Consider the following 12,670-nt stretch of genomic DNA (forward strand, 5'->3'; position numbering starts at 1 on the left):
GTCCAGATCTGGGCTCAGGCAGCCTTGGCCGGCGCAATGCGCTCGGGTACGTCACGGACCGACGCGAGCGCCGCGGCCTGATCTTCGCTCAAAGCCACGCGTGCCGGGATCGACTGCTCGGCCCCCTCGTTGCCGGCCTCGTGATACTCGGCGTCCTCGTTCACGCACCAGGTGTCGTAGACCCGCGCGCCCGCCGCGATGTTCTCCACCGTCAGCATCGCGGTCATCATCGCGTGATCCTGATTGTTGTAGCGGTGCATGCCGTTGCGGCCGACCATGTGCAGCGTCGGATGGCGCGCTTCCAGCTCGCTGCGCATCGCAGCCACGTTCGCCGCATATTCGTCGTCATAGACGGGATAGGCCTTTTCCTGACGCACCACCACGCCACCGATCACCTTGTCCGGGCTGACCAGTCCAAGGATCGCCATTTCCTTCGTCGCCAGCGCGACAAGGTCGTCGTCCGAGGAATCCCACAGATCGTCGCCTTCGAAACAGAAGTACTCGAGGCCGACGCAGGCCACGCTCTCGTCCGGCACCATTTCCGGCGACCAAGAACGGAAGTTCTGGATGCGGCCCACCTTCACCTTGCTGTCGTGGATGTAGATCCAGTTGTCGGGGAACAGTTCTTCCGAGCGGATCTTCAGCGCCACGGTGAGGAAGTCGCGATACTTGAGGCGGCTGGCCTCGAGCGTGGTCTGCGGCAGCGGATGCAGGCGCGCGGCCAGTTCGCGCATCGGCGCCGAACTGATCGCATGGCCAGCCTCAATCACCACGTCGCCGTCCGGACCGCTGGCAGAAAGGCGCCAGCCGCCCTGACCATCGGCGGCGAGCTGCTTGAACGAATGGCCCATCAGCACTTCGCCCTTGCCGGTGGCGACGATCTTGTCGCGCGCGGCATCCCACATCATGCCGGGCCCGAGACGCGGATAGCGGAAGGTCTCGAGCAGGGTCTTGGTCTGCATCCCGTCGTTCGGGCGCTTGTTGAGGCCGAGGCTGCGCTTCAGGCCGTCGGTCACCGCGCCCCACAGCGACAGCCCCTTGATGCGCTGCGCCGCCCAGTCTGCGCTCATCTCGTCGCAGGGCATGCCCCAGACCTTCTCGGTATAGGTCTTGAAGAAGATCGAATAGAGCTTCTGCCCGAACTGGTTGACGGTCCAGTCCTCGAAGCTCTTCACCTTCTTGTTCGGGAACGCCTTGGCCTTGGCAAAGCTTGCCATGCACAGGGTCGAACGCACCAGGCCGAGGTTCCACAGCGCCTCGAAGGCACGCAGCGGGTACGAGTAGAACTTGCCCTCGTAGTAGATGCGGCTCATGCGCGGACGCTGGATGAAATCGTCGGGCAGAATCTCGTTCCACAGGTCGACAACCTGCTGGCTCTTCGAGAAGAAGCGATGCCCGCCGATGTCGAAACGGTAACCTTCGTGCTCGACCGTGCGGCTGATCCCGCCGACGTAGGTGTGGTCCTTCTCGATGATCGCCACGCTGAAGCCGCGCTTGGTCAGGAGATACCCTGCCGTCAGCCCCGCCGGCCCTGCACCGATGATCGCCACGTCCACCTTGCGGGTCGCCGCAGCTTGCGCGCGAATCGTTCCGTTAACCATCAAAACCCCCGTCTGAAGCGCTTTCCGCTTGGGTCAGAGGTGAAGGAAAATGGATAAGGGATGGTTAACAGGTGGTGCGGGTTCCGCGAAATCGGCTGGCGCGGATGCGGACTCAGGGGCGGCGCAGCTTTCCGCCCAGCACGGAATGCGCATCGCCATGGTCGCTCACCTGAAGCGGCGCAGCGATTCGCGCCAGTTCGTCAAGCTTGAACGTCTGCTCGAACAGGAGGCCGTAGCGGGGATGGCTGCGCCAGCGCACCTTGGCATAGATCGGCGGCAGTACTTCCGTCTCCAGCCGGACCAGTTCGTTCATCAGGAGCCACTTGTCGCTCTCGATGCAGGCGCCTTGCTGCGAAATGTCCTGGAAGGCCACATGAACGGCCTCGCCGCCGGAATGCAGGATCGCATCGAGATGGATGCGCAGCCGCACCTGCCGCTTCGGAAAGGCGCCATGGCTTTCATCCAGCAGTCGCTCGATGTCGACTTCGCCGGTGAAGCGGAAGCCCACGTATTCGCCCTCGCTCCAGATCTGTTCGACCGGGTAGCGGTCCCCGTTGCTCATTTCGATGGCCAGCGAGGCATGTTCGGGCAAGGGGTTGAACAGGCGGATCTTGAGGCCGGTCACCGAAGCATCGCGGATCACGCAGAGGAATTCGCTTTCGCCGTCGACGATCAGCTTGGCAGCCCGGATGAGCAGGGTGAACCGCGGCGCGGCGCGCTGTTCCGCCGCTCCATCTGCATTCGGCACCTGATCGTCGACCGGTTGGGACAAAGCCCTTTCCCCCGCATGCAACCACAATTGCAGGGACGCACGCAAGTCCCTGACAGAATCAGTAATAGCGCGTAAGTCCTACCGCGGAGTTACCGACCAAGCGGCGGAATGATTTGTATTTTTTACAGGTCTGTAAGTATCCGCACGAAAGCCTGCATCGGTAAAGTTACTGCTTGCCCAGTTAACTTTAGATAAGGATTGTATCTGGTGCGGACGGCGGGACTCGAACCCGCACGATCAAGGATCAAGGGATTTTAAGTAACACGTCGCGGAATACCGGAGAGTGCCGAGCGATCCAAAAAGCTAGAAAAATCCGGGCCTTTTGAGCAGGATGGGGGGAGTGGAACATACCATAAACCCCCGTGTAATTCCGGGCCAGATTACACTAAAAATGCACTGCTCGATGCGTCGGATGTATTTGCTTTGTTCCGCCTGCGGGTTGAAGAAATAATCGTCGGCAACAGACGGGGTAATCCAGTCTGCCAGACGACCTCCAAATGAAATGTGAGGCAAGTCAGCGATCTGTGATAAAGCTTGGTCGCCGAACCTGGAGAGGATTTCCGAATGGGCGCGTGGTCTGGTGCGCCTAGCAGCTTTGAACACCGCCGTCGTTCGGTTGGGCCGACGAACACCGTATCATCTCAGCCGGATCAGAAGGCATCCAGAACTCCATACGAAGCGGGATCATGTTCTGATGGTGGTCGTACCCATACCGAAGCGAGAGCGAGCTTTTTCCGATCTCCCTTTGAGATAGCCCCATAGCATTCGCAGTGGTTCGGGTTGTCTGGTTCCGGCACTCGCATGATCTTGAAGCCGGCAGCTCGCAACTCGCCGGCGGTCACACGAACCACGCCGAACGTAGGCGCCTCGGCCAGTACGGCCTCAAGATCGGCGTCACTCAACCAAGCCGTCACCGAAAGTCCGACATGCGGCCGTCGGATCTCAAAGTTGCTCCGCTCCGGGCGGAACTCATTTATCCAGGCAGGATGTATGCGGCGAAGCATCCGGCAATCATCGTCTATCGACGTGTCGTCAGATACTTCACCGCCAGTTTCCTGCATGCCCTGTGCTTACAGAGATGAGCAAAAGCGATGCAGCATCGGAAACAACTGATCTACTGCGACCGGATCCGAAATCTCGTTTTCTTCGCCATTGATCTCAAGAAGGGCGGTCGCCAATCCTTCTGGTCCAACGTCAACTTCCAGCTCAGCATCAGACGATTTCCACCGCAAACCGATACCACCGGATGGAAGCGGCACAACTCGCGGCGGAGCGCATCTGCGCAAACCTTCAACGGTCAGTTCGATCGTGGGCGAAACAGCCCGATCGTCCAATGGGAAAGCCTTGTAGCTGTCCCAATTGGGCGGCAAGGCTTCCATCCGGCGAATAGATTCAACTACTCGCTTCAAGCCTTCGGGCAGATCGGGATTTCGATCAGGCTGGTAGCGCACGCGTACCCCGGCCCGGAGACCAAGGTCAATCGGACCTTCAACCGCTTCAGTCGAATTGGCCCAACCATGCGGCGCAAGCCGGGAATTCAACATGTCTTGAGCACGAGAAGCCACTTCTGGCTGTAGGCCCGTCGGAAACGCTAGTGCAGTGCTAGCCATCATACTCTTCCCATTTCTGGCGCATTTGAGGTGTCACGCTCTCAAGGAACGCGCCATTGATCATATCGTGCGCAAGCGCAAAGAATTCTTTTACAGCATGCAGTCCGCCGATCCCGGGTGCGCTCCTTGCAGTCAGTTCGAAGCGGAAAAACTTTGCCCCCTCCGGATCAACGATTGGGGATATCACGCTATGCAACCTGCCAAGAGACTTACCGTCGGCATCGACAATCCGGTGCAGCCGTTGCCGGATGTATGTGTCAGCAACCAGTCCTTGAACATCCCAAGCGAATGGGTCGACCCGGAAAGCATTCGCAATATCGGAGAAATCACGTCCGAATTGCGCCACAGGGATGAGGTTCACGTTGGTGAGTTCGCATTGCTTCGGTGGCGGCATGTATCCGTACCGGCCGATTATGAACTTCTCGAACTTTGAGTACAGTTCCCACAGGCGCCGCGATGTGACCTCATAGCGAGGATATTGTTGCTCAGAATGATCCCGTATCCAGTTGTAGGTGAAGGAGTCGTCCTGAACCTGAATTATTTCACCGCGGTCGTTCTTGAAAAGCGCCTTCGGCAACTGGATTTGCGGAACAACCTCCCACTCAACCAAAGGAGATATGTCCTCAAACATCTCAATCGCGGCGATGAAGCGCGGCCCAGTCTCTGCGACCGGAAAATCTCGCATAATCTCGTTCCAGAAGAGACCTGGATCGACGATCCCAAACTCCCGAATCCGGCCAAAAGAAAGCGAAATCGCCTGCTCGTGGATCGGGGGATGCCGGAAATGGGGCCGTCTGTGAGACGTCACTGTCATTGCTCGCTCATTTTCTCGGTTTGAATCGACAAGCGGGTTGCATGTCAAGTGCCATCGCGATGAGCCCAATAAGGGAATGCCCACATGTAGGACAGCGTTAGTTTAGCATCGAGCAACAGCGGAACTTTCTACGGGTTAGGCTGCGAGGTTTGCAGCGGCAGAAGCTGTAGGACCCGACCGCGCTGGTGATGTGGTGATCTGATACAAAAGCCCCATCGGACTTCGATGGCTTACTGCGTCTTTTCGGTGGATCACCTGAATGCGACACGTTGCAGACATGACACCCTCACGATCGCCGCATCTCGATCCAACCGGCGTCCGACTGAATCACCGTTTGAGATCCCTGTCGACCACCCGACAGGAAAACGCTAGGTGCGTCAGCTCTGCCCATAGCCGCTGCCGCCGTTGTGACGTGCTTGCGAAGAATGGCTTCGACGCTGTCGCGCTCAGGATTATCCGTGAGTTCCTGCAACGCGTCGGCTTCACGCTTTTGGATTTCACGCTGAACCAAGATCAATGCGCGACTGAGATGATTGCGGAAGCCTGCGATGAAGTCAGGTGCAAACGCCGTCCGCCGGCTGACCATCATCACGCTGCTACCATCTTGGCGATCAATGGGAAGGACAAGCTTCTCGTCATGAAATGTAAAGCCGGACGGCAATGGGCCAGGCCCGAAATGTGCGACCGCATCGTCCCGCAGAGCAACCAGCTGGTCATGGAAATTGCGCTGATCGCCGGAGAACTTTGCCCGTAGGTCGAGTGTCCCGCGATGATCCGACTTCGATTTGGTCGCCCGCACATAGAAGACGACGGCGCTGTGCATCATCGCCATGCTCGCATGCTGCGCCCACTCCAGACCGGCATCATGAGCGCGGGAGGCAGCCGGGCACGAGGCGATCATGTCGAGCGCGATATTGAGATCGACCTTGATCGAGTGGCAATCGCTCAATCTCTTGATCTTGCGTGAAATCGTCGGGAAGTCTGCTTGCAACTCCTCTGCCGCAGCCAGAAGGTCAATGACAGGTGCAGTCGCTATGTTGACGGTCATGTCCGTCCGGCCCGGCGCGCTCGAAGATGCTGAGGCCCGGTGCCCGCCACGTGCTTTATCGCTTCCAACTCTGGCCGGTGGTCTTATCGAACCACATGTCGGCAAAATACTCGGGTGACCCCGTCGGTGTCCGGAATGAGAGAATGTCCGGGTGGCGCGCCTTGATCCATGGTCGGAAGTCTGACCAGCTCGGTTCTTTGTCGCCATGTGCCGGACGCCAATACTCTTCAATCCAGCGTGGCGCCCAGAACTCGATCAGGTGTTTGGCCTCGTCCTTCTTCATGACCGGCGCTTAGTTTTCGTTGTCAGACTCAGATCAGGCGGTGCCAGATGCTTCCGATGCTCCCTCGGGAGTGCCTGCCACGCCCTATGGTAATCCGGCCCGGCTTCTTTGAATGAATCCAAAGCGGCCTGAATCCGAACGGGATCCGGAAAATCATCAGCATCAAAGCTCTTGCAGCCGGGCCACAGGCGAGTTGCCCCCTCGCCGGGCAGGTTGCCAAAGCAGGTTTCGTCCGTCCTATTTTCAAGGTGATCCGCGACATCTTTCAGCTGGGTGATGATGTCTTGAAGCTTGCGGCGAGACGCCTCGAACCGCTGCGCGACTGCGCTGTATTCGTCCCAAGTCGTCATTCGTCAGGCTCCGTCAGCATTTTTCTGCTGCTAGTTCCACAAGTCTGGCAATGGCGGTTGCTCTGGCAGGACGGTCTGGTTGCGCCAGTGCCCAACGCTCTGCCGCTTCGATGGTCTCGAGGGGAAGCCGAACGACCGCTGTTGGAGCCTTTGCAGGCCGGCCACGCTTTTTTGTTACAGAAATTGCTTGACCCGTCATCGGCAATTGATGTAACAAAAAATCAGGCCGGAGGGAAGCGCCAACTTCCAACCGGCCCTAACCACCAACGAGAGGCTTACTCGTCATGGCTAATCCGGCTCCTAACCCGAACCGCGCCTCCTTCCAAGCTGCTGTTGCCAGCACCGGCGCCAAGATCATCGCAGACCGTGACCTCGTCGCGTTTCTCGCCAAGCGGGAGGCGAAGTGATGGACCGGCGCTCCTTCATTGGCACAGCTTCAGTCGGCATCGCGTTCGGAAGCTCCCCGCTGACCGGCGCCCCCACTCTCGCGGCAGTGCCTGAGGAGGGCGGGCGCGACGCAGCGATCATTGACGCCTGGAACCGTCGCGTGGCGGCACATGCGATGATCAGCGGCGGAGAAGTCGACGGACGCGACGCCGCGTTGGCGCCGTACTGGGCAATCGTCGACGAATGCGACAAGCTGATCCACACCACGCAGGCGACTACGCCCAAAGGGGTTGCAGTGCAGATATGGACCGCACTCCACAACAGCTCGGCCTACGTGAGAGATGAGGAGCAGGCAATTCTGCGCATGGACCTCGAATATCTCACTGCGCACGCCGGCAGCTTCGACTGGGATGCGAGGTCACTGGTCGCCGCGCTCCGTTCTCTGCAAGCTATGGGAGCCTAAGCTATGATCATCTGGAAAAAGACCCTACGCGACTTCCTCGCGCACGGAGGCCGTGTGCTGGTGGAACCGACCGGTGCGCTAACCGAAGGAGGCGCCGTTCCCCGTTGGTTTGTCGAGGGCGATGTGCCTGAGACAGACATCGCGATCGCCGCCCACCGCGCATATTTCGCACGGCGTGATCAAGCCTTCCGTCAGCGGGTCAAGCGGGCGGCCAGGATGCTTGGCAGACGAACGCAGAACGGCTGGCGGGTGCTGGAGGTGGCCGATGGCAACTCTTCACCGGTTTAGTGCTTTGTATCGGCGCTCAGGATCGATCCTGAGTTCGCCGGCAAATGACAATACACGCAGCAGTCCAACTCGCGAGCACCTTCGCGTCGCGCTCATACTGACCTGGTGGGAGAATGAGCTCTTGCGGTGCATGCGTGGCAGTTCGGGCAAGAGCGATCTCATCGAAGCGCAAACAAAGGTCGCTGATCTTCGCTCGCGGATTCCGGCGGAGCTGCTGCCTGAAGCAAGGGCGTGGGTGCGCGATAGAGATGACCGCTCCGAGCACTCGATTCCCTGAATTGTCCCCCGCGGCGACCAGCCGCAGCCTCAATCCTGAGAGCCAAATCATGCGAAACACATCCACAGCTGCGCCCCAGCCAGGCTTGCGAACCTATATCGTCTACGATCGAGTGTCTGCGTCGCTTCGCACCCACGAAGTTTCATCCGACATCGTCGCGCCACACTTGCGGAGGGGCGATGTGGCGATCTTCGACCCCACAGACCGAGAGCCAATGCATGGCGAGCACTTCGTCGTGCAATGGACGAGCTCGGACCGGAGGGACGTTGTAGAGGTAAGCTTGGAGCCCGGGGGCTGGTGCTTCATCTGGCACAACACCGTCGCCGCCGTTGGCGGTGGGCCATCGGAGAAGGTGCGCTGGTGCGATGGCCCATATCGGCCTGGTGGAATGGAGCAGCGTATCCTCGGCCGAGTGGTCGGTATCCTCGCACCTAACCCTTCAGGCTTTGGCTGAGCTGGCCGAGCCTCGAGGAAAGGTGTGGCCGTGGCGCATTCCGAGAAACGCTCGCCGTCGACGGCAGCGCGGATCAAGATGGAGGCGAGCAAAGCTCCGAATGCTCACCACTTCGCAGCCAGCCTCGCGCTCTCCAGAAGCTTCTCGGACGCGCCGTGGTGGCCCGAGCTCTACAACCGAGCCTTCCCTACCCTCGTAAGCGCCGTGAGTGTCCACGACGACGGTTGGGCGCAGAGGGGTGGTATCGATCGTGTACTGACACTGTCCTGCGGGCGGGTGTACACGGTCGACGAAAAGGTCAGGACACACGATTGGCCCGACATTCTCCTTGAGCAATGGAGTGACGAAGCGCGCCGCTCGCCCGGCTGGGTGCAAAAGCCGCTCGCCTGCGACTTCATCGCCTATGCCTTCGCGCCCAGCCGTCGCTGCTATCTTCTCCCGGTCAATCTTCTGCAGCGGGCCTGGAGGCTGCATGGCCGGTCATGGCTGAAGGATCACGGGCAACGCCGGGCGCAGAACCGCGGCTACGTGTCCACGAGCGTCCCAGTCCCGATCTCTGACCTGATGCAGGGCATGATCGATGCGATGCTGGTGGGGTTGTGACCGAGCAGGCCGCGCCGTCCCTTACTGTGCCCGAGACTTGTCCATCAGATTGTCTGGCAGATCGATCTCAACGAGATCCCAGCCGAGGCCATCGCGCTTGAAAACCATGGCGAACGCCTTGTCCCCGCCCTTTGGGGTCGCACGGAACTTATCAAAGCTCACGCGCTCGATCTCCCATTCGGCTGGCTTCTTAGGCTCTGCCTCCGCCGCGTTCGCGCTAGTCTTTGCCTTCAGACGACCGTTCTCGACCATCGCCTTGATGCCCTCGGGAGTGATGACGCCGTCAATCATCGTGTCTACCATGCCCATGGCGAAGGCAGCGCCCAGAACCGCGAAACCATTGTTCTGCTCCTTGGCCATCTCCGCTGCCATCTGAGCCTTGAACTGGCTTTTGATCGAATCTCGTACGGCGGGGAAATCGACGATCTCGGCCAATTCGTCCTTGTCGCCTTGCAGCGCTGCATCGCGCAGCCCAGCCATGGCCATCGAGGGCGAAGCGAAATACCAGCCGGTTCCCGCGACGGTGATGAGCGCAACGGCTCCGAGAATCACTTTGTTCATCGTCTTGACGTAACACCATGAGGCGGAACGGGAACGTATGCTGGATCACATGTGCGTGATATGGATCACAGTTTGACGTGAGCCCTTGCCGGAATTGGTCCGACATGCTCGATATCTTGGTCTCCGGATAGGGCGGAGGCGAGAATGGGCTGGCTCTCATGGTTGCGTGGCGGTACCCACAGAGACCATAAACACGGGACAATCGGAAGTTTTGGCGTCTTACCGACCGTCCGGTTTGATCCCGATCTAGTCAGCGGCGACGTCGAACGAATGGTGCGTGATATGATCGCGGGGGAGAGCGATATACCAGCCGCTAAGAGACGCGGAGCATCACGCGCGGCTCTCGCCTCAATTCGGCGCGGGCGCGATGCTGCAAATCTCACTGGATGGCTCTTGAACGAAATCGAAGGCCTGCCGAAAGCCTCAGCCCAACGGATTGCCCGTACCATCCACAATCGGGCGACCGTAATGATGCGGCTGGCCAGAGAACTGAAGCAAGGCCTTGAGGTCGGAATCTGGATGCATTCCGGAGCGCCCTGTTATCCGCTCGCAGGAGGTGGCACTGTTGCGGGGAAAGAGGCCTCGGCAGCGGCCCACAAGCAACTTTCAGGGAAGCGCTTCAAGCTGGTTGAAGGCGCGCTGATTGACGGCGAAATGTGCTGGCCTGGCTGGGATGAAGGATGCCGCTGCACATGGCGCGCCTACATTGCAGGCTTTGAGTAGAATCGGGATTGCGGCTTAAACTGGCTTGAAATCTAGATAGGTACATTCGACGTCTGTGAACCATGATCCGTTGGGTATTTCTGCCTCAAGTCGATGCGCAAGCCCATAAACCTTCCATATGCCATTTGCTGGCTGCAGTTGGCTTTCCACCTGCAGGCGTCGGCCGAATTCAATCTCCGGATTGTACAGCGAGGTCATCCGTACTCCCGCTTGGGAGAACGACGGATAGCCGACCATACCCGTTGAGTTTGACATCTTCACCACCTTGCCGCCCCGTGCTGCGCCCTGTGGCCAGATCGCTACGATCTTATTCGTTTCGTCGATTAGAAACTCGCAATTGACGTCCCGGCAGACGCTCTCGATTTGTGATCGGAGTGATCCTGGCTTGTATGGGTTCTGGAGGACGCCGTTCACCCCAGAGTTCTCGAGTGTATAGCCCATCTGTTCGACGAGCTTCGACAGCAACAATGCTGCGCTGACGCCACCCTTGTAGCTTGTTGGTTTAACTGGCTTAGCAAGATCGACGAGCCCGGAGGCGGCGGTGATCAGGAATGAGACATCGGGCGGCTGGCTCGCATCGACCCATGCCTCAAGGATGCCGCCTCGGAAACAAACGGATGTCTTGTCGTCGTCGCCCGCTTCGATCGTGAGGCGGTTGGGCTTGCGCTGCTGAATGAAGAACTGGCGCGTCACCGTCAGCTTGTTCATCAGATCCAGCGACAAGCCCCACAGTCGCACCTGTGCCTTAGCACCCACCAATCCCGCATGTATGATGTCGGCAGAGCACCGAACGCCCTCGATCTCGACGCGATTGCTTCCCTCTGCGTTGAACTCGCCGGATGACAACTCGACAATCACTTTCACGACGCGATGCTTGAGGGTCATGGCGCGATCACCTGATCATACTGCGCCGTTGCCAGTCGGCGATTCAGGGCGCTCTTGAAGTCTGCAGCGATGCCCTTGGCGTCGGTGGCCTTCGTGTTGATCGTCATGCTATTGATTGACACCCCGCCCGCGCCGGGACGAGGAGCGGAGTTTCGAGCGAAGTTGCGGTGCAGCGACATGAGCCCCGAAACATTTGCCTGTTTGCGGAAGCTATACCCCTCGTGCCGCGCCATGGCGCGCGCCAGCATTGGAATATGCTCGCGCCCGAGACGGTCGTTGAGACCAAATCCGGTAAGTTGAGAGACATGCCGAGCGTAGGCCCCTACGTCGTTTTCCGAGCTTGGAGCATACTTCGAGAGGATCGAGGAAATGGACGTACGCCCTTGCGACATATAGTTGGCAAGCAGCTTCTCCATCGCAGCGAAGCCATGCTCTGGTGACGAAAATTTGGCAAAGCGACCATCACTTCCAGCGTAGCCCGCCTGCTTTCTGGTCCAGGGCGAATCTACGATGTTGCCGGGGTTGTTGTTGCGATCGGCACGCGTCTTGCCGGTGCCCGACGCAGCCGAAGGCGGAGTGTTGCTCACCTGGCCTGCCTTACTGCCGGGCACAGACCAGCCGCCGTTGTCGCGCTTGATGCCCAAGAGATCGCTCATCCAGCCAGGTAAAGACCAGACCATTTCGGGCTTGTCAGGGGTTCCGGGTCCTTTCGGCGCATCTCCGCCCCCGAGGACGGTGTTTAGCCAGTTGGCGAAGCGCGTCAGAGGGGGCGCAATATCGTTGGCGAGGGTCGTCTGCAGATCAGTGAGGGCTTTTTGCAGTTTCTCCTGCTCCTTAGCGAGATTCTCCATCTCGCTTGAATTTTTGGCATACTTGGCAATCAACTCATCGACTGATTTCTTGCCTTGCATCAGAAACGTTACAGTTGAGGCTGGCAGACCGATCTGCTGCAGCAAGCTCGCGTAGAGCTGCGGGTCAAGGCTATCGCGTGCTGCCGCCAGCTTCTGCAGGATCTTCCCAGCATCAGCACCGAGCAGGTCATCGCCACTGATTCCCAGCATCCCGTAGATGCCCTGTTCCTCAGCCCCCATCTGCCCCATGCGATAGCTCATTTTGGCCCGCTGCACTGCCGACAGGGCGGCATCACCGTCAGTCGCTTGACCACCAGATTCCATCATGGCCTTGCGCCAAGCGAATATCTGCTTGGTGTTCATGCCGAGGATTTGGCCAAAGCGGTCAGCCGATGCCGCGCCCTTCATCATGTCACCGATCAATCCACTGATCGATTTGGCGCCCATGAAGGCCAGCCCGAGCGTGACAACGTCGCGGCTAAGGCTACGCACACTCTCGCCGGTCTTCCGGCTGAATCTCTCGATGTCGTCGAACGTTTTCTTCTGGTCCTGCCTCAGGCGGCTGGAACGCTCGTTGATCTCGCGCTCGCCCTTTTCATAGTCGCGAGTGTCGAGGCCAAGTGTAATGAAGAATGCGTCTAGGATGTGGGTGCCCACTGGAGCCTCCGAGGTTGTAACCTCAGGATAAGCCCTGTTTGCA

Annotated in this window: 16 protein-coding genes; 5 read left to right on the forward strand and 11 right to left on the reverse strand. The window is 59.1% G+C overall.

Annotated features, from left to right (window positions below):
- Nucleotides 1–14 precede the first annotated feature (14 nt).
- From I2488_RS07660 to I2488_RS07695, 8 genes are all read right to left on the reverse strand, one after another.
- Nucleotides 15–1,601: an NAD(P)/FAD-dependent oxidoreductase gene (locus I2488_RS07660; protein ID WP_196275212.1), complete on the reverse strand. Its 1,587-nt coding sequence runs from the start codon at nt 1,599–1,601 to the stop codon at nt 15–17.
- A 112-nt stretch (nt 1,602–1,713) separates the two neighbouring features.
- Entirely contained in the window at nt 1,714–2,373 is a 660-nt protein-coding gene (locus tag I2488_RS07665; RefSeq protein ID WP_196275213.1) for a PilZ domain-containing protein, read from the reverse strand.
- A gap of 650 nt (nt 2,374–3,023) precedes the next feature.
- Nucleotides 3,024–3,434: a hypothetical protein gene (locus tag I2488_RS07670; protein WP_196275214.1), complete on the reverse strand. Its 411-nt coding sequence runs from the start codon at nt 3,432–3,434 to the stop codon at nt 3,024–3,026.
- Nucleotides 3,435–3,443: 9 nt separating this feature from the next.
- Nucleotides 3,444–3,983, reverse strand: coding sequence for a hypothetical protein (locus I2488_RS07675; RefSeq protein ID WP_196275215.1), 540 nt, complete (start codon nt 3,981–3,983; stop codon nt 3,444–3,446).
- Nucleotides 3,976–4,797: a TIGR04255 family protein gene (locus I2488_RS07680; protein WP_196275216.1), complete on the reverse strand. Its 822-nt coding sequence runs from the start codon at nt 4,795–4,797 to the stop codon at nt 3,976–3,978. Before I2488_RS07680 ends, I2488_RS07675 begins: the two co-directional genes overlap by 8 nt.
- 286 nt (nt 4,798–5,083) lie before the next feature.
- Entirely contained in the window at nt 5,084–5,845 is a 762-nt protein-coding gene (locus I2488_RS07685) for a hypothetical protein (RefSeq protein ID WP_196275217.1), read from the reverse strand.
- Nucleotides 5,846–5,900: 55 nt separating this feature from the next.
- Nucleotides 5,901–6,128 carry a hypothetical protein gene (locus tag I2488_RS07690; RefSeq protein WP_196275218.1) on the reverse strand — a complete coding sequence of 76 codons (228 nt, stop codon included), beginning with the start codon at nt 6,126–6,128 and terminating at the stop codon, nt 5,901–5,903.
- Entirely contained in the window at nt 6,125–6,478 is a 354-nt protein-coding gene (locus I2488_RS07695) for a hypothetical protein (protein ID WP_196275219.1), read from the reverse strand. The genes I2488_RS07690 and I2488_RS07695 overlap by 4 nt, the downstream gene beginning before the upstream one ends.
- Nucleotides 6,479–6,762: 284 nt before the next feature.
- On the opposite strand from I2488_RS07695, the gene I2488_RS19705 reads away from it, so the two are divergent.
- From I2488_RS19705 to I2488_RS19540, 4 genes are all read left to right on the forward strand, one after another.
- Nucleotides 6,763–6,885, forward strand: a complete 123-nt coding sequence (locus I2488_RS19705) for a hypothetical protein (protein ID WP_281390040.1) — start codon at nt 6,763–6,765, stop codon at nt 6,883–6,885.
- Nucleotides 6,885–7,328, forward strand: a complete 444-nt coding sequence (locus I2488_RS07700) for a hypothetical protein (RefSeq protein WP_196275220.1) — start codon at nt 6,885–6,887, stop codon at nt 7,326–7,328. The genes I2488_RS19705 and I2488_RS07700 overlap by 1 nt, the downstream gene beginning before the upstream one ends.
- Nucleotides 7,329–7,331: 3 nt before the next feature.
- Nucleotides 7,332–7,616 carry a hypothetical protein gene (locus I2488_RS07705; protein ID WP_196275221.1) on the forward strand — a complete coding sequence of 95 codons (285 nt, stop codon included), beginning with the start codon at nt 7,332–7,334 and terminating at the stop codon, nt 7,614–7,616.
- 761 nt (nt 7,617–8,377) lie between these two features.
- A complete protein-coding gene (locus tag I2488_RS19540; RefSeq protein WP_246465552.1) occupies nt 8,378–8,950 on the forward strand; it encodes a hypothetical protein in 573 nt (190 codons plus the stop codon).
- Between the two features lie 21 nt (nt 8,951–8,971).
- On the opposite strand, the gene I2488_RS07715 is transcribed toward I2488_RS19540, so the two are convergent.
- Entirely contained in the window at nt 8,972–9,511 is a 540-nt protein-coding gene (locus I2488_RS07715; protein ID WP_196275222.1) for a DUF2939 domain-containing protein, read from the reverse strand.
- Nucleotides 9,512–9,904: 393 nt separating this feature from the next.
- Here I2488_RS07715 and I2488_RS07720 point away from each other — a divergent pair, with 393 nt between their 5' ends.
- On the forward strand, nt 9,905–10,234 hold the full coding sequence (locus tag I2488_RS07720; RefSeq protein ID WP_196275223.1) for a structural protein: 330 nt from the start codon (nt 9,905–9,907) through the stop codon (nt 10,232–10,234).
- Between the two features lie 15 nt (nt 10,235–10,249).
- Here the strand turns inward: I2488_RS07720 and I2488_RS07725 are convergent, their stop codons facing one another.
- Complete coding sequence (locus I2488_RS07725; protein WP_196275224.1) at nt 10,250–11,119, reverse strand: baseplate hub protein; 870 nt, start codon at nt 11,117–11,119, stop codon at nt 10,250–10,252.
- Complete coding sequence (locus I2488_RS07730) at nt 11,116–12,627, reverse strand: hypothetical protein (RefSeq protein ID WP_196275225.1); 1,512 nt, start codon at nt 12,625–12,627, stop codon at nt 11,116–11,118. The genes I2488_RS07725 and I2488_RS07730 overlap by 4 nt, the downstream gene beginning before the upstream one ends.
- Nucleotides 12,628–12,670: the final 43 nt, after the last annotated feature.

The organism is Novosphingobium jiangmenense (genome assembly GCF_015694345.1).
GTDB lineage: Bacteria > Pseudomonadota > Alphaproteobacteria > Sphingomonadales > Sphingomonadaceae > Novosphingobium > Novosphingobium jiangmenense.

Coding starts and splice junctions, on each gene's coding strand:
- I2488_RS07705 (WP_196275221.1), top strand. CDS start 7,332: ATGATCATCTGGAAAAAGACCCTACGCGACTTCCTCGCGCACGGAGGC.
- I2488_RS07670 (WP_196275214.1), bottom strand. CDS start 3,434: ATGCAGGAAACTGGCGGTGAAGTATCTGACGACACGTCGATAGACGAT.
- I2488_RS07660 (WP_196275212.1), bottom strand. CDS start 1,601: ATGGTTAACGGAACGATTCGCGCGCAAGCTGCGGCGACCCGCAAGGTG.
- I2488_RS07690 (WP_196275218.1), bottom strand. CDS start 6,128: ATGAAGAAGGACGAGGCCAAACACCTGATCGAGTTCTGGGCGCCACGC.
- I2488_RS07715 (WP_196275222.1), bottom strand. CDS start 9,511: ATGAACAAAGTGATTCTCGGAGCCGTTGCGCTCATCACCGTCGCGGGA.
- I2488_RS07685 (WP_196275217.1), bottom strand. CDS start 5,845: ATGACCGTCAACATAGCGACTGCACCTGTCATTGACCTTCTGGCTGCG.
- I2488_RS07680 (WP_196275216.1), bottom strand. CDS start 4,797: ATGACAGTGACGTCTCACAGACGGCCCCATTTCCGGCATCCCCCGATC.
- I2488_RS07675 (WP_196275215.1), bottom strand. CDS start 3,983: ATGGCTAGCACTGCACTAGCGTTTCCGACGGGCCTACAGCCAGAAGTG.
- I2488_RS07700 (WP_196275220.1), top strand. CDS start 6,885: ATGGACCGGCGCTCCTTCATTGGCACAGCTTCAGTCGGCATCGCGTTC.
- I2488_RS07695 (WP_196275219.1), bottom strand. CDS start 6,478: ATGACGACTTGGGACGAATACAGCGCAGTCGCGCAGCGGTTCGAGGCG.
- I2488_RS19705 (WP_281390040.1), top strand. CDS start 6,763: ATGGCTAATCCGGCTCCTAACCCGAACCGCGCCTCCTTCCAAGCTGCT.
- I2488_RS07725 (WP_196275224.1), bottom strand. CDS start 11,119: ATGACCCTCAAGCATCGCGTCGTGAAAGTGATTGTCGAGTTGTCATCC.